The 18,107-nt window shown below is 68.2% G+C and carries 13 protein-coding genes; 7 read left to right on the top strand and 6 right to left on the bottom strand.

Annotated features, from left to right (window positions below):
• The first annotated feature begins 382 nt into the window (after positions 1–382).
• The 7 genes from ABT232_RS08580 (at position 383) to pqqE (ending at position 5,402) form a co-directional block, all read left to right on the top strand.
• Complete coding sequence (locus ABT232_RS08580; RefSeq protein ID WP_351837730.1) at positions 383–883, top strand: hypothetical protein; 501 nt, start codon at positions 383–385, stop codon at positions 881–883.
• Between the two features lie 93 nt (positions 884–976).
• Positions 977–2,089, top strand: a complete 1,113-nt coding sequence (locus tag ABT232_RS08585; protein WP_351837733.1) for a PQQ-dependent sugar dehydrogenase — start codon at positions 977–979, stop codon at positions 2,087–2,089.
• A 25-nt stretch (positions 2,090–2,114) separates the two neighbouring features.
• Entirely contained in the window at positions 2,115–2,243 is a 129-nt protein-coding gene (locus ABT232_RS08590) for a pyrroloquinoline quinone precursor peptide PqqA (RefSeq protein WP_351837736.1), read from the top strand.
• Between the two features lie 24 nt (positions 2,244–2,267).
• Positions 2,268–3,179, top strand: coding sequence for a pyrroloquinoline quinone biosynthesis protein PqqB (pqqB, locus tag ABT232_RS08595; protein WP_351837739.1), 912 nt, complete (start codon positions 2,268–2,270; stop codon positions 3,177–3,179).
• On the top strand, positions 3,176–3,901 hold the full coding sequence (pqqC, locus tag ABT232_RS08600; RefSeq protein WP_351837742.1) for a pyrroloquinoline-quinone synthase PqqC: 726 nt from the start codon (positions 3,176–3,178) through the stop codon (positions 3,899–3,901). The genes pqqB and pqqC overlap by 4 nt, the downstream gene beginning before the upstream one ends.
• A complete protein-coding gene (gene pqqD, locus ABT232_RS08605) occupies positions 3,898–4,170 on the top strand; it encodes a pyrroloquinoline quinone biosynthesis peptide chaperone PqqD (protein ID WP_351837745.1) in 273 nt (90 codons plus the stop codon). The genes pqqC and pqqD overlap by 4 nt, the downstream gene beginning before the upstream one ends.
• Positions 4,167–5,402 carry a pyrroloquinoline quinone biosynthesis protein PqqE gene (gene pqqE, locus ABT232_RS08610; RefSeq protein ID WP_351837748.1) on the top strand — a complete coding sequence of 412 codons (1,236 nt, stop codon included), beginning with the start codon at positions 4,167–4,169 and terminating at the stop codon, positions 5,400–5,402. Before pqqD ends, pqqE begins: the two co-directional genes overlap by 4 nt.
• Before the next feature lie 124 nt (positions 5,403–5,526).
• On the opposite strand, the gene tuf is transcribed toward pqqE, so the two are convergent.
• From tuf to rpoB, 6 genes are all read right to left on the bottom strand, one after another.
• A complete protein-coding gene (gene tuf / locus ABT232_RS08615) occupies positions 5,527–6,720 on the bottom strand; it encodes an elongation factor Tu (RefSeq protein ID WP_351837750.1) in 1,194 nt (397 codons plus the stop codon).
• A gap of 156 nt (positions 6,721–6,876) precedes the next feature.
• Positions 6,877–9,003 carry an elongation factor G gene (gene fusA, locus ABT232_RS08620; protein ID WP_351837753.1) on the bottom strand — a complete coding sequence of 709 codons (2,127 nt, stop codon included), beginning with the start codon at positions 9,001–9,003 and terminating at the stop codon, positions 6,877–6,879.
• Positions 9,004–9,042: 39 nt separating this feature from the next.
• Positions 9,043–9,513, bottom strand: coding sequence for a 30S ribosomal protein S7 (gene rpsG, locus ABT232_RS08625; protein WP_009330725.1), 471 nt, complete (start codon positions 9,511–9,513; stop codon positions 9,043–9,045).
• A gap of 2 nt (positions 9,514–9,515) precedes the next feature.
• Positions 9,516–9,887 (bottom strand): 30S ribosomal protein S12, encoded by a 372-nt coding sequence (rpsL, locus tag ABT232_RS08630; protein ID WP_003948652.1) that lies wholly within the window; start codon positions 9,885–9,887, stop codon positions 9,516–9,518.
• A gap of 481 nt (positions 9,888–10,368) precedes the next feature.
• Entirely contained in the window at positions 10,369–14,268 is a 3,900-nt protein-coding gene (locus ABT232_RS08635; RefSeq protein ID WP_351837756.1) for a DNA-directed RNA polymerase subunit beta', read from the bottom strand.
• A 107-nt stretch (positions 14,269–14,375) separates the two neighbouring features.
• Positions 14,376–17,861: a DNA-directed RNA polymerase subunit beta gene (gene rpoB, locus ABT232_RS08640; protein ID WP_351837759.1), complete on the bottom strand. Its 3,486-nt coding sequence runs from the start codon at positions 17,859–17,861 to the stop codon at positions 14,376–14,378.
• Positions 17,862–18,107 lie beyond the last annotated feature (246 nt).

Consider the following 18,107-nt stretch of genomic DNA (forward strand, 5'->3'; position numbering starts at 1 on the left):
CTGCATCGGAGGGTTGGGGCAGCTCAGACGCCCCATGTGACGGTTATATCAACCTTTTTGCATGCATGTCCTACTTACCCGGCGGGCTGTCGGCCGGGGTCCGCCCGGGCGGCAGAACGCCCCGAGGGCGCCGGGGGACCGGCCCACCGGGACGAGGGCAGCCTTGTCGGATACCCCGCCGTACGAGATCTGCACTCGTCCTTTCCGGTGCTCTCCGGCCTCCAACGGCGTAGCGGACGGGCCCTCGAAGCGTGGCGCCGGTCGGATTGTGCAAATGATCGGGGTGCCCGGTGGCGGACAGCTGTTCCCTACTCGAATCGCCGATGGAAAAGGCGCGAGAGTCCGCGGGGGCCATCCAAGACTTCAAGGAGGAGTACTCGTCATGCGAGTAGCTACCCGTGCCAAGGCCGCGTCGAAGTTCGGCGCCCGGTTCGCCGGCGTCGGCCTGACCGCCGCCGTCGCCCTCGGCCTCGCCGCCGGCCCCGCCGCCGCCCAGCCGGGCCCGCCCAGCGACGCCGGCGTGCAGCCGGTGGAGGTCCCGGGCAACCCGACCTTCGCGTCGCTGGACCCCGAGGTCTGGGGCACCTTCGACTGCGAGGGCACGCCGATCCGTATCGAGGACCCGCAGGAGGGTGACGTCTCGGGCCCCGTGACGATCACCAACGTCGACGACAACAACACGTTCGACTTCGTGATCGACGACGACTTCGCCGCCATCGGTGTCATCGTCAAGGGCGGCCCGAACGCCAACGTCTACGACTACCGCCCCACCGGCATCCAGGCGGACGAGAACCTGCACGCGCCGATCAACCCGAACAACGGCACGTTCTACGGCCTGAGCCACATCGACTTCTGCCTGATCCCGGACGGGAACAACACCTGAGCCGCGCGGGCGGCACGGCCTGACGGCCTGTCGCCGGCGGACGGGGGCCCGGGAGATCCCGGGCCCCTGTCACGTCCGACCTGAGGAGTCGACATGACACACCCGGCTCGCCCGGTACGGCGTCCGGCCCGCAGGGGCCTGGCCGCACTCACGGCGGCAGCAGCCCTCCTGGCCGTCGGTCTCACCCAGCCGGCGACGGCGGCGCCGGACGCGGCGGACGGCGGGCAGCCGTCCGGGGCGACCGTGCTCTCCGACGCGTGGACCCGGCCCTGGACCATCTCCTTCCTGCCCGACGGCCGCTCGGCGCTGGTGACCGAGCGCCACACCTACCGGATCTTCCGCCTGGACCGCGACGGCTCCAAGACGCTGGTCGGCACCGTGCCGGACACGGTCGCCGGCACCTCCACCCCCGGTGTCGGCACCGGCGGACTCCTGGGCGTCGCCCCCTCTCCGACCTGGAACGGCACGACGGACAAGCGCGTCTTCTTCGTCCACACCGCGGCCACCGAGACCCGCGTCGCCAGGATGAGCTACGACGGCAGCACGCTCAGCGGGTACACCAAGGTGCTCGGCGGCATCGCCCGCGGCGGGGACCACAACGGCGGCAAGATCGCCTTCGGCCCCGACGGGTACCTTTACGTCGCCACCGGCGACGCCCTCCAGCGCAGCCTCGCGCAGGACAAGAACTCGCTCAACGGCAAGATCCTCCGCATCACCAAGACCGGGGCTGCCGCTCCCGGCAACCCGTTCGGCACACGCGTCTACAGCTACGGCCACCGCAACCCGCAGGGCCTCGCCTGGGACCGCTCGGGCAGGCTGTGGTCGGCGGAGATCGGCGAGAGCAGGTCCGACGAACTCAACCTGATCAAGGCGGGCGCCAACTACGGCTGGCCCACCTGCGAAGGCGCCTGCACGGTCGCCGGCATGACCAACCCGAAGCAGACGTGGGCACCGGCCGAAGGCACGCCCTCCCAGATCGCCATCGTGCGCAACGTCGTCTACGTGTCGACCCTGCGCGGCCAGCGACTCTGGCGCGTCCCGGTCGACGGCGACACCGAGCAGGTAGGCACCAAGGCCGCGTACTTCTCCGGCACCCACGGCCGACTGCGCGCCCTCGCCAAGGTGCCCGGCGCCGACGAACTGTGGCTCGGCACCAGCGACCGCGGGCTCGGCAAGGACCGGATTCTGCGCGTCATCATCAAGTAGCGCCTGACGAAAGGCAGTCACGACCATGCACGAGACCCACGACCAGACGCAGCCCGCCGAGCAGCAGCCGGAGCCGGCCGTCTGGCAGCCCCCCGCCCTCACCACCGTCGACACCGCCCTCGAAGTCACCGCCTACTCCCTCAACTCCCGCTAGCCGACAGGCAGGAGAGCAGGAGCCATGCTGCTGCTGGTACTCGGCACCGCCGCCGGTGGCGGTGTCCCCCAGTGGAACTGCGCGTGTCCCGGATGCTCCGGGGCACGCGCTCACGCGCACCGGCGGCGCCGGCACGCCTCGCTCGCGGTGCGCACCGGCGAGGGCCGCTGGTACCTCGTGAACGCCACCCCCGATCTCGGCGACCAGATCGAGGCCCGGCCCGAACTGCACCCCGGCCCCGGCCACCGCCGGACCCCGCTCGCCGGCCTCGTCCTCACCGACGCCGAACTCGACCACACCCTCGGCATCGCCCGGCTGCGCGAGGCGGACCGCCTCCAGGTGCTGGCGACGGCCCCGGTCCGCCAGGCCCTCCTCGACCGCCTCCGCCTCGGCGACATCCTCACGCCGTACACCTCGGTGACCTGGCGGGACCTGCCCCGGCGCGGCGCGGAACCACTGGACCCGGAGACCGAGACGACCGGACGAGGCCTGCGCGTCACCGGCATCCCGGTGTCGGGCAAACGCCCGCGCTACGCCGCCGACGCCCCGGACGACGACGCCTGGGTGGTCGCGCTGCGCCTGTACGACCCCGCGTCCGGCGCCTCGGTGCTCTACGCCCCGGCGCTCGCGGCCTGGCCCGACCGGTTCCAGCAGGCGGCCGAGGAGGCCGACTGCGTCATCGTCGACGGCACCTTCTGGGACGACGACGAACCCCGCCGCACCGGCATCTCCACCCGCACCGCGACCGGCATGGGCCACCTGCCCATCGAGGGACCGAACGGCACGGCCGAACGGCTGGCCGCCCTCCCGGCCCGCTGCCTCTACACGCACCTCAACAACACCAACCCCCTCGTCGACCCGGCGGCACCGCACCACAAGCGGCTCGCGCGGCTGGGCGTCGAGGTGGCGTACGACGGGATGGTGATCGAGCTGTGACCACGGCACTCGCCCCGCTCGCGGAGCCCTGGAGCCCCGCCGAGTTCGAGGCACGGCTGCGCGCGGTCGGGGAGGAGCGGTACCACGACCGCCATCCCTTCAACGTCCGGATGCACGGCGGGGAACTGAGCCGGGCCGAGCTGCGCCGGTGGATCACCAACCGCTTCCACTACCAGCGGCACATCCCCGTCAAGGACGCCCTGATCACCGCCAAGCTGGAGACACCCGCGCTGCGCCGGATGTGGCTGCGCCGCATCCAGGACCACGACGGGCCGGCCGACGGCGAGGGCGGCATCGAGCGCTGGCTGCGGCTCGGCGAGGCGGCCGGCGTGGACCGCGAGACCCTGCTGAGCGCCGACGGCGTCCTGCCGGGAGTGCGGCTCGCGGTGGAGGGATACGTCAACTTCTGCCGGCTGCGCTCGCCGCTCGAGGCCGTCGCCGCCTCGCTGACCGAGCTGTCCGCCCCGGACCTGATGCGCACCCGGATCGACGCCTTCAAACGCCACTACCCGTGGATCGACGGCCACGGACTCACCTACTTCCGCACCCGGGTCTCCCAGGGCCGCCGCGACAGCCGCGAGGCCCTCGACCTCGTCCTGACGTGGGCCCGCGGCCGGGACGACCAGGAGCGGGCGGTGGCGGCGCTGCGCTTCAAGTGCGATGTGCTGTGGTCGCTGCTGGACGCCGTGGACGCGGCGGGCCGCCACGGGGAGCCCTCATGACGGCGGCGCCCGGCACCGACTGGTACCCCGTACTCGCCCCCGGCGCCCTGCGCCGCCACGACCCGGTGCGCGACACCGTCCTGCTGCTCCTGCCGGAGCGCGTCGGCGTGCTGACCGGGCACGGCAGGGACGTCGTCGACCTGTGCGACGGCACCCGCAGCGTCGACGGCATCGTCGGCGTCCTGACCGCACGCTTCCCCGGCGCGCCGGTGGCCACCGACGTCCCGGCGTTCCTCGAACGGCTGCGCGCGGAAGGCTGGCTCCGTTGACCACCACAGATCCGTCGGCCACCACCGGCCCCACGACCACCACCGGTCCCACGACCACCACCGATCCGACGACCAGCCCCACCACCCCGGCACCCGCCCCCGCACCCACGCCCGCGCGCCCCTGGGCCCTGCTCGCCGAGCTCACCCACGCCTGCCCCCTGCACTGCGGCTACTGCTCCAACCCACTGGAACTGACCCGCCGATCCCGCGAGCTGAGCACCGCGCAGTGGGCGGAGGTGATGCGCCAGGCCGGCGAGCTCGGCGTGGTGCACACCCACCTCTCCGGCGGCGAACCGCTGCTGCGCCCCGACCTGGAGCACATCGTCACCGCCGCCGAGACCGCCGGCCTCTACACCCAGCTGGTCACCAGCGGGGCCGGCCTCGACCAGGCCCGGCTGGCCGCGCTCACCGACGCCGGGCTGCGCAGCGTGCAGCTCTCCGTCCAGCACGCCGAGCCGGACGCCTCCGACCGCATCGCCAAGCGCCCCGGCTCCTTCGCGGAGAAGGAACGGGCCGCCTGGCTCGTCCGCTCCGCCGGACTCCCGCTCGGCCTCAACGTCGTGCTGCACCGCGAGAACCTCGACGACGTCGACGCGCTGATCGCCCTGGGCATCTCCTGGGGCGTCGACCGCATCGAGCTGGCCAACGTCCAGTTCTACGGCTGGGGCCTGCTGAACCGCGACGCGCTGCTTCCGACCCGCGACCAGCTCGCCCGGGCGCGCGACACCGTGGAGCGCCGGCGCCGGCGGCTCGCCGCCCGCACCCGGGACGGAGCCCCTGCCGCGGGACCCGACCTGGTCTGGGTGGTGCCCGACTACTTCGACGGCGTCGCCAAGCCGTGCATGGGCGGCTGGGGAGCGGTGTCCCTCACCGTCACCCCGGACGGCACCGTCCTGCCGTGCCCGGCCGCGGCCGCCCTGCCCGACCTGGACCCGCCGAACGTCCGCGACCACCCGCTGCCCTGGATCTGGGACCACTCCCCCGCGTTCACCCGCTACCGGGGCACCGACTGGATGTCCGATCCCTGCCGCAGCTGCTCCCGCCGCGACGAGGACTTCGGCGGCTGCCGCTGCCAGGCGTACGCCCTGACCGGCGACGCCACCCGCACCGACCCGGCCTGCCGGCTCTCCCCCGACCACGGACTGGTCCGGGCACTGACCGAGGACACCGCGAGGCGCGAGGCCGCGGGACACGAGGCCGTGCCGGTCCGGCCACGTACACCCGGGCGCTGACACCACGGGCCGTACCGTCCCGTCCGGCGCACGGCAAAGGGGCCCGTACGACCGAAGTCGTACGGGCCCCTTCGGAGCTCGCAGCTGGAGCTACCAGGTCAAGCGACCCTCAAGCAAGCGGAACTTACTTGGTGATCTTGGTGACCTGGCCGGCGCCGACGGTCCGGCCACCCTCACGGATGGCGAACTTCAGGCCCTCCTCCATGGCGACCGGCTGGATCAGCTCGACCGTCATCTCGGTGTTGTCGCCCGGCATGACCATCTCGGTGCCCTCGGGGAGGGTCACGACGCCGGTCACGTCCGTGGTACGGAAGTAGAACTGCGGGCGGTAGTTGTTGAAGAACGGGGTGTGACGACCACCCTCGTCCTTCGACAGGATGTAGGCCTGGGCCTCGAACTCGGTGTGCGGGGTGACCGAGCCCGGCTTGATGATGACCTGGCCGCGCTCGACGTCCTCGCGCTTGATGCCGCGGAGGAGCAGACCGACGTTCTCACCGGCCTGGCCCTCGTCGAGCAGCTTGCGGAACATCTCGATACCGGTGACCGTGGTGGTGGTCTTCTCGGTCTTGATGCCGATGATGTCGACGGTCTCGTTGACCTTCAGGACACCACGCTCGATACGGCCGGTGACGACCGTACCGCGACCGGTGATCGTGAAGACGTCCTCGATCGGCATGAGGAACGGCTTGTCGACGTCGCGCTCCGGCTGCGGGATCGACTCGTCGACGGCGTTCATCAGGTTGAGGACGGAGTCCACCCACTCCTTCTCGCCCTCGAGGGCCTTCAGAGCGGAGACCTTGACGACCGGAACGTCGTCGCCCGGGAACTCGTACTCGGAGAGGAGCTCACGAACCTCGAGCTCGACGAGCTCCAGGATCTCCTCGTCGTCCACCATGTCGGCCTTGTTCAGGGCGACGACGATGTACGGAACGCCGACCTGGCGGGCCAGGAGCACGTGCTCCTTGGTCTGCGGCATCGGGCCGTCGGTGGCGGCGACCACGAGGATGGCGCCGTCCATCTGCGCCGCACCCGTGATCATGTTCTTGATGTAGTCCGCGTGACCCGGGCAGTCGACGTGGGCGTAGTGACGCGCCTCGGTCTGGTACTCGACGTGCGCGATGGAGATGGTGATACCACGCTGACGCTCTTCCGGCGCCTTGTCGATGTTGTCGAACGGGGTGGCCTCGTTCAGGTCCGGGTACGCGTCGTGCAGCACCTTGGTAATGGCGGCCGTGAGGGTCGTCTTACCGTGGTCGATGTGACCGATGGTGCCGATGTTGACGTGCGGCTTAGTCCGCTCGAACTTCGCCTTCGCCACTGGGGTCCTCCTGGGAGTGGTTCTGGTACGCCTTACTTCATCGGCGCCAGGTGATCTTTGCTGTTAAGTCCCGGAACCCGGGGCATTCATCCAGGATTGCGGCTGAATGCCCCGTGAGGCTCCGGAGTCAAGCCTAAGGCGTGAGAACGCGGTGCGTTACTCGCCCTTGGCCTTCGCGATGATCTCCTCGGCGACGTTCCGCGGAACCTCGGCGTAGGAGTCGAACTGCATCGAGTAGCTCGCGCGACCCGACGTCTTGCTGCGGAGGTCGCCGACGTAGCCGAACATCTCCGACAGGGGCACGAGGCCCTTCACGACGCGGGCACCGGCCCGCTCCTCCATGGCCTGGATCTGGCCACGGCGGGAGTTGATGTCGCCGATGACCTCACCCATGTAGTCCTCGGGCGTGGTGACCTCGACGGCCATCATCGGCTCCAGGAGCACGGGCGAAGCCTTGCGCGCGGCCTCCTTGAAGGCCTGCGAACCGGCGATCTTGAACGCGAGCTCGGAGGAGTCCACCTCGTGGTAGGCACCGTCGAGCAGGGTCACGCGCACACCGGTCATCTCGTAACCGGCGAGGATGCCGAACTGCATGGCCTCCTGCGCACCGGCGTCGACCGAAGGGATGTACTCCTTCGGGATACGACCACCGGTCACCTTGTTCACGAACTCGTACGAGGCGTCGCCGCCCTCGATCGGCTCGATCGCGATCTGCACCTTGGCGAACTGGCCGGTACCACCGGTCTGCTTCTTGTGCGTGTAGTCGACCCGCTCGACCGCCTTGCGGATGGTCTCACGGTAGGCGACCTGCGGCTTGCCGACGTTCGCCTCGACCTTGAACTCACGGCGCATACGGTCGACCAGCACCTCGAGGTGCAGCTCGCCCATACCACCGATGATGGTCTGGCCGGTCTCCTCGTCCGAGTGAACCTGGAAGGACGGGTCCTCCTCGGCCAGGCGCTGGATCGCGACGCCCAGCTTCTCCTGGTCACCCTTGGACTTGGGCTCGATGGCGACCTGGATGACCGGCGCCGGGAAGTCCATGGACTCCAGGATCACCGGGGCCTTGTCGTCGCACAGCGTCTCACCGGTGGTGGTCTGCTTCAGGCCCATCACGGCGACGATGTCGCCGGCGCCCACCGAGTCGATCTCCTCACGCTTGTTCGCGTGCATGCGGTAGATCTTGCCGATGCGCTCCTTCTTGCCCTTGACGGAGTTCAGCACGGCGGTGCCGGACTCCAGGCGGCCCGAGTAGACCCGGACGAAGGTGAGCTTGCCGAGGTGCGGGTCGCTCATGATCTTGAACGCGAGGGCGGCCAGCGGCTCGTCGTCGGACGGCTTGCGCTTGACGACCTCCTCCGCGTTGTTGACGGCGTGGCCCTCGATGGCCTCGACGTCCAGCGGGGAGGGGAGGTAGCGCACGACCGCGTCGAGCAGGGGCTGAACACCCTTGTTCTTGAACGCGGTACCGCAGAACACCGGGGTGACCGTGGTGTCCGAGGACTTGCCGGACGCGATGGTGATACGACGGATCGCGGCGTACAGCTGCTCCGCGGAAGGCTCCTCGCCCTCCAGGTACAGCTCCATGATCTCTTCGTCGTTCTCGGCCACGGCCTCGATGAGCTTGCCGCGGTACTCCTCGGCAGCCTCGGTGTGCGTGTCCGGGATGTCGACGATGTCGTACATCTCGCCCTTGGTGGCCTCGGCGGACCACACGAAGGCCTTCATGGTGACGAGGTCGACGACACCCTTGAAGTCGGCCTCGGCGCCGATCGGGAGCTGCATGACGATCGGCTGCGCGCCCAGGCGGTCGCTGATCATGTCGACACAGCGGTGGAACTCGGCACCGGTGCGGTCGAGCTTGTTGACGAAGCAGATACGCGGAACGCCGTAGCGGTCCGCCTGACGCCACACGGTCTCGGACTGCGGCTCAACGCCGGCAACGCCGTCGAACACCGTCACGGCACCGTCGAGCACGCGCAGCGAACGCTCCACCTCGACGGTGAAGTCGACGTGGCCCGGCGTGTCGATGATGTTGATGGTGTGGTCGACGTCTTCCAGCGGCCAGTGACAGGTGGTGGCAGCAGAGGTGATCGTGATGCCACGCTCCTGCTCCTGCTCCATCCAGTCCATGGTGGCAGCGCCGTCGTGGACCTCACCGATCTTGTAGGAGACGCCGGTGTAGAACAGGATCCGCTCGGTGGTGGTCGTCTTGCCCGCGTCGATGTGGGCCATGATGCCGATGTTGCGCACCTTGGCCAGGTCAAGCGAAGTGGTAGCCATAAGGCTTCAGTCTTCTCTCGGTCTCGATGTGGACTGCGACTACCAGCGGTAGTGCGCGAAGGCCTTGTTGGACTCGGCCATCTTGTGCGTGTCCTCACGCTTCTTCACAGCGGCACCGAGGCCGTTGGAGGCGTCGAGGAGCTCGTTGAGCAGACGCTCGGTCATGGTCTTCTCGCGACGGGCGCGGGAGTAACCGACCAGCCAGCGCAGCGCCAGGGTGTTGGCACGGCCGGGCTTGACCTCGACCGGGACCTGGTAGGTGGCGCCACCGACACGGCGGGACTTGACCTCGAGGGTCGGCTTGATGTTCTCAAGAGCGCGCTTCAGCGTGATGACCGGGTCGTTGCCGGTCTTGTCGCGCAGGCCCTCCATGGCGCCGTACACGATGCGCTCGGCGGTGGAGCGCTTGCCGTTCAGCAGCACCTTGTTGATCAGGGAGGTCACCAGAGGAGAACCGTAGACCGGGTCGATGATGACCGGGCGCTTCGGGGCGGGGCCCTTACGAGGCATTCTTACTTCTCCTTCTTGGCGCCGTAGCGGCTGCGGGCCTGCTTGCGGTTCTTGACACCCTGGGTGTCGAGCGAACCACGGATGATCTTGTAGCGAACACCCGGCAGGTCCTTCACACGGCCGCCGCGCACGAGCACGATGGAGTGCTCCTGCAGGTTGTGTCCCTCACCCGGAATGTAAGCGGTGACCTCGATCCCGCTGGTCAGACGCACACGCGCGACCTTACGCAGGGCCGAGTTCGGCTTCTTCGGGGTGGTCGTGAACACACGCGTGCAGACGCCACGACGCTGAGGGGAACCCTCGAGTGCGGGCGTCTTGTTCTTCTCGACCTTGTCCTGCCGGCCCTTACGGACCAGCTGCTGGATCGTAGGCACTACTTCTCCGGTTTCTGTGTGCCGATGGGTACAGCTAACCTGGAACGTCGCCGACCCACGCGGTCGGGTGTGTCGGATCCTGCGGACTCCCGCCGCGAGGCAGAAACAAGCTCGGATCACGGTGGCCGGTCTCGGGCCCCGATGCGGTCGAAGGCACGCACAAGAGCCAGGGCACACCCCAGGCACAAGGTCTGAGCGTACCTACCGCACCGACTCCGGTCAAAACAAATGGGCGCCACCCCTCCGCCGGCACGCATCCGGCACACATTCGGGGCGAACCGGGCCGACGACGACGCCCCTCCGATCGCGGACGGGGCCGTCATGGCCGCCCACAGGCCTCCTGCGCTCTTCGCGGTCCGTCACCGGCCCGGTGGTGACCCCTGCCGCATCCGACGGCGTCACGGGGGCGCTGAGAGCGCCGGAAGGCGGCCACCCCACAGGGGCGACCGCCTTCCGTCACAGCTGCCGCGCAGCCGCTCGCTTACTGGTTGTACGGACCGTAGTCGTAGTCCTCCAGCGGCACGGCCTGACCCGAACCGGTGCCGAACGGCGAGTAGTCGATGTCGTCGTAACCGACGGCCGAGTACATCGCGGCCTTGGCCTCCTCGGTCGGCTCGACCCGGATGTTGCGGTAGCGGGACAGACCCGTACCGGCCGGGATGAGCTTACCGATGATGACGTTCTCCTTGAGGCCGATCAGGGAGTCGGACTTGGCGTTGATCGCCGCGTCCGTCAGGACCCTGGTCGTCTCCTGGAAGGACGCCGCCGACAGCCAGGACTCGGTCGCCAGCGAGGCCTTGGTGATACCCATGAGCTGCGGACGACCGGAGGCCGGGTGACCGCCCTCCTGGACCACACGACGGTTCTCCTGCTCGAAGCGGGAGCGCTCGACCAGCTCGCCGGGCAGCAGCTCGGCGTCGCCGGACTCGATGATCGTCACACGGCGGAGCATCTGCCGGATGATGATCTCGATGTGCTTGTCGTGGATCGACACGCCCTGCGAGTTGTAGACCTTCTGGACCTCGCCGACCAGGTGGACCTGGACGGCACGCTGACCCAGGATGCGCAGCACGTCGTGCGGGTTGGTGGCACCCACGGTGAGCTTCTGGCCCACCTCGACGTGCTCGCCCTCGCTGACCATCAGACGGGCACGCTTGGAGATGGGGTAGGCCATCTCGTCGCTGCCGTCGTCCGGGGTGACGACGATCTTCTTGGTCTTCTCGGTCTCCTCGATCCGCACCCGGCCGGAGGCCTCGGAGATCGGGGCGACACCCTTCGGGGTACGGGCCTCGAAGAGCTCGACGACACGCGGCAGACCCTGGGTGATGTCGTCACCGGCCACACCACCGGTGTGGAAGGTACGCATCGTCAGCTGGGTACCGGGCTCACCGATGGACTGGGCGGCGATGATGCCGACCGCCTCACCGATGTCGACCAGCTTGCCGGTGGCCAGCGAACGGCCGTAGCACATGGCGCAGGTGCCGACCGCGGACTCACAGGTCAGGACCGAGCGGGTCTTGACCTCCGCGACACCGTGCCGGATCAGCTCGTCGATGAGCACGTCGCCCAGGTCGGTGCCGGCCGGGGCCAGCACCTTGCCGTCCACGACGATGTCCTCGGCGAGGCAGCGCGCGTACACGGACGTCTCGACGTCCTCCGCCTTGAGCAGCGAACCGTCGGCGCCGCGGTCGGCGATCTGCAGACGCAGACCACGGTCGGTGCCGCAGTCCTCCTCGCGGATGATGACGTCCTGCGAGACGTCGACCAGACGACGGGTGAGGTAACCCGAGTCGGCGGTACGCAGAGCGGTGTCCGCCAGACCCTTACGGGCACCGTGCGTGGAGATGAAGTACTCCAGCACGGACAGACCCTCACGGAACGACGCCTTGATGGGCCGCGGGATGGTCTCGTTCTTGGCGTTCGACACCAGACCGCGCATACCCGCGATCTGGCGCATCTGCATCATGTTTCCTCGGGCGCCCGAGTTCACCATCATGAAGATCGGGTTGATCTTCGGGAAGTTGTCGTTCATCGCCTCGGCGACCTCGTTGGTCGCCTTGGTCCAGATCGCGATGAGCTCCTGGGTGCGCTCGTCCTTGGTGATCAGACCGCGCTCGTACTGCTTCTGGACCTTCTCGTCCTGCGCCTCGTAGCCGCGGACGATCTCCTTCTTCGCCTCGGGAACGACGACGTCGGAGATGGCCACGGTGACACCGGAACGGGTCGCCCAGTAGAAGCCGGAGGCCTTCAGGTTGTCGAGCGTCGCCGCCACGATGACCTTCGGGTAGCGCTCGGCCAGGTCGTTGACGATCTGGGAGAGCTGCTTCTTGCCGACCTCGTAGTCGACGAACGGGTAGTCCTCGGGCAGCAGCTCGTTGAAGAGCGCACGGCCCAGCGTGGTCTTCAGCGTGAAGCTGTCACCCTGCTGCCACTCCGGCTCGCCCTCCTCACGGACCGGCGGCTCCCAGCCACGCGGCGGGATGGTGCCCACCGGGAAGCGGATGTCGACCGGCGCCTGCAGCGACAGCTCGCCGGCGTCGAACGCCATGATCGCCTCGGCGACCGAGGAGAACGGACGGTCGGCGCCCTTGATGTCGCGGCCCTCGGCGTCCGTGGTGAGGAAGTACAGACCCAGCACCATGTCCTGGGTCGGCATCGTCACCGGACGGCCGTCGGCGGGCTTGAGGATGTTGTTCGAGGACAGCATCAGGATGCGGGCCTCGGCCTGCGCCTCCGCGGACAGCGGCAGGTGCACGGCCATCTGGTCACCGTCGAAGTCCGCGTTGAACGCGGTGCAGACGAGCGGGTGGATCTGGATGGCCTTGCCCTCGACCAGCTGCGGCTCGAAGGCCTGGATGCCGAGGCGGTGCAGGGTGGGCGCACGGTTCAGCAGCACCGGGTGCTCGGCGATGACCTCTTCGAGGACGTCGTACACCACGGTGCGGCCGCGCTCGACCATCCGCTTGGCGCTCTTGATGTTCTGCGCGTGGTTCAGGTCGACCAGGCGCTTCATCACGAACGGCTTGAAGAGCTCCAGCGCCATCGCCTTCGGCAGACCGCACTGGTGCAGCTTCAGCTGCGGACCGACGACGATCACGGAACGCGCGGAGTAGTCCACACGCTTGCCGAGCAGGTTCTGACGGAATCGACCCTGCTTGCCCTTCAGCATGTCGCTGAGGGACTTCAGCGGGCGGTTGCCGGGACCGGTGACCGGACGACCGCGGCGGCCGTTGTCGAACAGCGCGTCGACGGCCTCCTGGAGCATGCGCTTCTCGTTGTTCACGATGATCTCGGGCGCACCGAGGTCGAGAAGGCGCTTCAGTCGGTTGTTCCGGTTGATCACACGGCGGTACAGGTCGTTCAGGTCGGAGGTCGCGAAGCGGCCACCGTCCAGCTGCACCATCGGGCGAAGGTCCGGCGGGATGACCGGCACGCAGTCCAGCACCATGCCCTTGGGGCTGTTGCTGGTCTGCAGGAACGCGGAGACGACCTTGAGGCGCTTGAGCGCACGGGTCTTCTTCTGGCCCTTGCCGGTGCGGATGATCTCGCGGAGGCGCTCGGCCTCCTCGTCGAGGTCGAAGGACTCCAGGCGCTTCTGCAGCGCCGCGGCACCCATCGAGCCGTCGAAGTACGTGCCGAAGCGGTCGCGCAGCTCGCGGTAGAGCAGCTCGTCGCCCTCCAGGTCCTGGACCTTGAGGTTCTTGAACCGGTTCCACACCTCGTCGAGGCGGTCGATCTCGCGCTGCGCGCGGTCGCGCAGCTGCTTCATCTCACGCTCGGCGCCCTCGCGCACCTTGCGGCGCACATCGGCCTTGGCGCCCTCGGCCTCCAGCTCGGCCAGGTCGGTCTCGAGCTTCTTGGCGCGAGCCTCCAGGTCGGCGTCGCGGCGCTGCTCGATCTGCTGGCGCTCGACGGAGACGTGCGCCTCCAGCGAGGGCAGGTCGCGGGTGCGGCGCTCCTCGTCGACGTACGTGATCATGTACGCCGCGAAGTAGATGACCTTCTCCAGGTCCTTCGGGGCGAGGTCGAGCAGGTAGCCCAGCCGCGACGGAACGCCCTTGAAGTACCAGATGTGCGTGACGGGGGCGGCGAGCTCGATGTGGCCCATCCGCTCACGGCGCACCTTGGCGCGGGTGACCTCGACGCCACACCGCTCACAGATGATGCCCTTGAAGCGGACACGCTTGTACTTGCCGCAGTAGCACTCCCAGTCCCGGGTCGGACCGAAGATCTTCTCGCAGAAGAGTCCGTCCTTCTCGGGCTTGAGGGTGCGGTAGTTGATGGTCTCGGGCTTCTTGACCTCGCCGTGGCTCCACTGACGGATGTCGTCAGCGGTGGCCAGACCGATCCGGAGCTCATCGAAGAAGTTGACGTCGAGCACTATGCGTCAATCCCTCTCAGGGTTGTAAGTCTTGGGGTCTGAAACGGGGGTCCTGGGGCCGGCCGGGGACTCAGCGGACTGCACCGAGTCCCCGTACCGGACTCCCGTCAGACCTCTTCGACGCTGCTCGGCTCGCGCCGGGACAGGTCGATACCGAGCTCCTCCGCTGCGCGGAAGACGTCCTCGTCGGTGTCGCGCATCTCGATGGACATGCCGTCCGAGGACAGCACCTCCACGTTGAGGCACAGGGACTGCATCTCCTTGATGAGCACCTTGAAGGACTCGGGGATGCCGGGCTCAGGGATGTTCTCGCCCTTGACGATGGCCTCGTAGACCTTCACGCGGCCGGTGACGTCGTCGGACTTGATGGTCAGCAGCTCCTGGAGGGCGTAGGCGGCGCCGTACGCCTCCAGCGCCCACACCTCCATCTCGCCGAACCGCTGGCCACCGAACTGGGCCTTACCACCCAGCGGCTGCTGGGTGATCATCGAGTACGGACCGGTCGAACGGGCGTGCAGCTTGTCGTCGACCAGGTGGTGCAGCTTCAGGATGTACATGTAGCCGACCGAGATCGGGTCCGGGAACGGCTCACCGCTACGGCCGTCGAACAGCCGCGCCTTACCGGTCGGGAGCACCATGCGCTCGCCGTCGCGGTTCGGGATGGTGTGCTGCAGCAGACCCGCCAGCTCGTCCTCACGCGCACCGTCGAAGACCGGGGTCGCGACGTTGGTGCCGGGGGCGACGCTGTCGGCGCCGATCGCCTGGAGGCGCTGCGCCCACTCGTCGGCCAGGCCGGAGACGTCCCAGCCGCGGCTGGCGAGCCAGCCGAGGTGGATCTCCAGAACCTGTCCCGGGTTCATTCGGGACGGCACACCCAGCGGGTTGAGGATGATGTCGACCGGGGTGCCGTCCTCCAGGAACGGCATGTCCTCGATCGGCAGGATCTTGGAGATGACGCCCTTGTTGCCGTGGCGGCCGGCGAGCTTGTCACCGTCGGTGATCTTGCGCTTCTGCGCGACGTAGACGCGCACCAGCTGGTTCACACCGGGGGGAAGCTCGTCGCCCTCCTCGCGGTCGAAGACGCGGACGCCGATGACCTTGCCGGTCTCGCCGTGCGGCACCTTCAGCGAGGTGTCACGGACCTCACGGGCCTTCTCACCGAAGATCGCGCGCAGCAGGCGCTCCTCCGGCGTCAGCTCGGTCTCACCCTTCGGGGTCACCTTGCCGACGAGGATGTCGCCGGCGATGACCTCGGCACCGATGCGGATGATGCCGCGCTCGTCGAGGTCGGCGAGGACCTCCTCGGAGACGTTCGGGATGTCCCGGGTGATCTCCTCGGGGCCGAGCTTGGTGTCACGGGCGTCGACCTCGTGCTCCTCGATGTGGATCGAGGAGAGGACGTCGTCCTGCACGAGGCGCTGCGACAGGATGATCGCGTCCTCGTAGTTGTGACCCTCCCACGGCATGAACGCCACGAGCAGGTTCTTGCCGAGCGCCATCTCGCCGTTCTGGGTGGCCGGACCGTCGGCGAGCACCTGGCCCGTGATGATGCGGTCGCCCTCGTTGACGATGACCTTCTGGTTGACCGAGGTGCCCTGGTTGGACCGGGAGAACTTGGCCAGGCGGTACGTGATGTACGTGCCGTCGTCGTTGGCGGTGGTGATGTAGTCCGCGGAGACCTCCTGGACCACACCGTCCTTCTCGGCCTTGACCACGTCGCCGGCGTCGACGGCGGAGCGGTACTCCATGCCGGTGCCGACGAGCGGGGACTCGGACTTAATCAGCGGCACGGCCTGACGCATCATGTTCGCGCCCATGAGGGCACGGTTGGCGTCGTCGTGCTCGAGGAACGGGATCATGGCGGTCGCGACCGACACCATCTGGCGCGGCGAGACGTCCATGTAGTCCACGTCGTCACCGGCGACGTAGTCGACCTCGCCGCCACGACGGCGGACCAGCACGCGGTTCTCGGAGAAGCGCATGTCCTCGTTCAGGCCGGCGTTGGCCTGCGCGATGACGAAGCGGTCCTCCTCGTCGGCGGTCAGGTAGTCGACCTCGTCGGTGACCTGGCCGTCGACGACCTTGCGGTACGGGGTCTCGACGAAACCGAACGCGTTGACGCGACCGTAGGAGGCGAGCGAGCCGATCAGACCGATGTTCGGGCCTTCGGGCGTCTCGATCGGGCACATACGGCCGTAGTGCGAGGGGTGCACGTCACGGACCTCGAAGCCGGCCCGCTCACGGGACAGACCACCCGGGCCGAGCGCGGACAGACGACGCTTGTGCGTCAGCCCGGACAGCGGGTTGTTCTGGTCCATGAACTGCGACAGCTGGCTGGTGCCGAAGAACTCCTTGATGGAGGCGACGACCGGCCGGATGTTGATCAGCGTCTGCGGCGTGATCGCCTCGACGTCCTGGGTCGTCATGCGCTCACGCACGACGCGCTCCATACGAGCCAGACCGGTGCGGACCTGGTTCTGGATGAGCTCGCCGACGCTGCGCAGGCGACGGTTGCCGAAGTGGTCGATGTCGTCCGTCTCGACGACGACCGTCTCGCCGCTGTCGCCGACCGTCTCGGTCTCGCCGGCGTGCAGCTTCACCAGGTACTTGATCGTCGCGATGACGTCCTCGACGGTCAGGATGCCCGCGTCGAGCGGAGCGTCCGCACCCAGCTTCTTGTTGACCTTGTAGCGGCCGACCTTGGCCAGGTCGTAGCGCTTGGGGTTGAAGTAGAGGTTCTCGAGCAGCGTCTGCGCGGCCTCACGCGTGGGGGGCTCGCCCGGACGCAGCTTGCGGTAGATGTCGAGCAGCGCGTCGTCCTGGCCCTGGGTGTGGTCCTTCTCCAGGGTGGCGCGCATGGACTCGTACTCGCCGAACTCCTCGAGGATCTGCTCGGTGGTCCAGCCGAGCGCCTTCAGGAGGACGGTCACGGACTGCTTGCGCTTGCGGTCGATGCGCACACCGACCATGTCGCGCTTGTCGATCTCCATCTCCAGCCAGGCACCCCGGGACGGGATGATCTTGGCGGAGAAGATGTCCTTGTCGGACGTCTTGTCGATGCTGGAGTCGAAGTAGACACCCGGCGAACGGACCAGCTGGGACACCACGACACGCTCGGTGCCGTTGATGACGAAGGTGCCCTTGTTGGTCATGAGCGGGAAGTCGCCCATGAAGACCGTCTGGGACTTGATCTCGCCGGTCTCGTTGTTGGTGAACTCGGCCGTGACGAAGAGCGGGGCGGCGTACGTGAAGTCGCGCTCCTTGCACTCGTCGATCGAGTTCTTCGGCGGCTCGAAGCGGTGGTCGCGGAAGGTCAGCGACATCGACCCGCTGAAGTCCTCGATCGGGGAGATCTCCTCGAAGATCTCCTCGAGCCCGGACTTGGTGGGGACGTCCTGACCGTTCTCGAGAGCCTCCTCGACCCGACTCTGCCAGGCGGTGTTGCCGAGCAGCCAGTCGAAGCTCTCGGTCTGCAGCGCGAGCAGGTTCGGAACCTCGAGAGGCTCCTTGATCTTTGCAAAAGAGATGCGCAGCGGGGCGGTGCTGGCAGCGTTGTTCGTATTCGCGGTCGAGGCGTTGCGCGAGGCGGCCAAGAGGGGGTCCTTCCGAGGGCTCGGACTCACTACGCGCGTACCGGCCCCTCCCCCAGGCGCAGAGACCCAAATCCCCAGGTCAGGGATGATTCGGTCGCCGATGCTCAGGTGAGGGCAGACCCCTGGTGACGGGCAGGGGAAGCTAACAGGCAGCGCAAAGGGTCAGTGTAGCCACTCGGCACACTGATGTCCAGTCCCGCTTTTCGGAGACCCATGTGTTCTCAACGCCTGCGCCATGCCTGCCCT

The sequence above is a fragment of the Streptomyces sp. NPDC001532 genome (genome assembly GCF_040298625.1).
In the GTDB taxonomy this organism is placed as follows: Bacteria; Actinomycetota; Actinomycetes; order Streptomycetales; family Streptomycetaceae; genus Streptomyces.

Bases quoted from the DNA above. Each gene is read 5' to 3' on its own strand.
- ABT232_RS08580 (WP_351837730.1), top strand. From the start codon at position 383: ATGCGAGTAGCTACCCGTGCCAAGGCCGCGTCGAAGTTCGGCGCCCGG.
- ABT232_RS08585 (WP_351837733.1), top strand. From the start codon at position 977: ATGACACACCCGGCTCGCCCGGTACGGCGTCCGGCCCGCAGGGGCCTG.
- ABT232_RS08590 (WP_351837736.1), top strand. From the start codon at position 2,115: ATGCACGAGACCCACGACCAGACGCAGCCCGCCGAGCAGCAGCCGGAG.
- pqqB (WP_351837739.1), top strand. From the start codon at position 2,268: ATGCTGCTGCTGGTACTCGGCACCGCCGCCGGTGGCGGTGTCCCCCAG.
- pqqD (WP_351837745.1), top strand. From the start codon at position 3,898: ATGACGGCGGCGCCCGGCACCGACTGGTACCCCGTACTCGCCCCCGGC.
- fusA (WP_351837753.1), bottom strand. From the start codon at position 9,003: ATGGCTACCACTTCGCTTGACCTGGCCAAGGTGCGCAACATCGGCATC.
- rpsG (WP_009330725.1), bottom strand. From the start codon at position 9,513: ATGCCTCGTAAGGGCCCCGCCCCGAAGCGCCCGGTCATCATCGACCCG.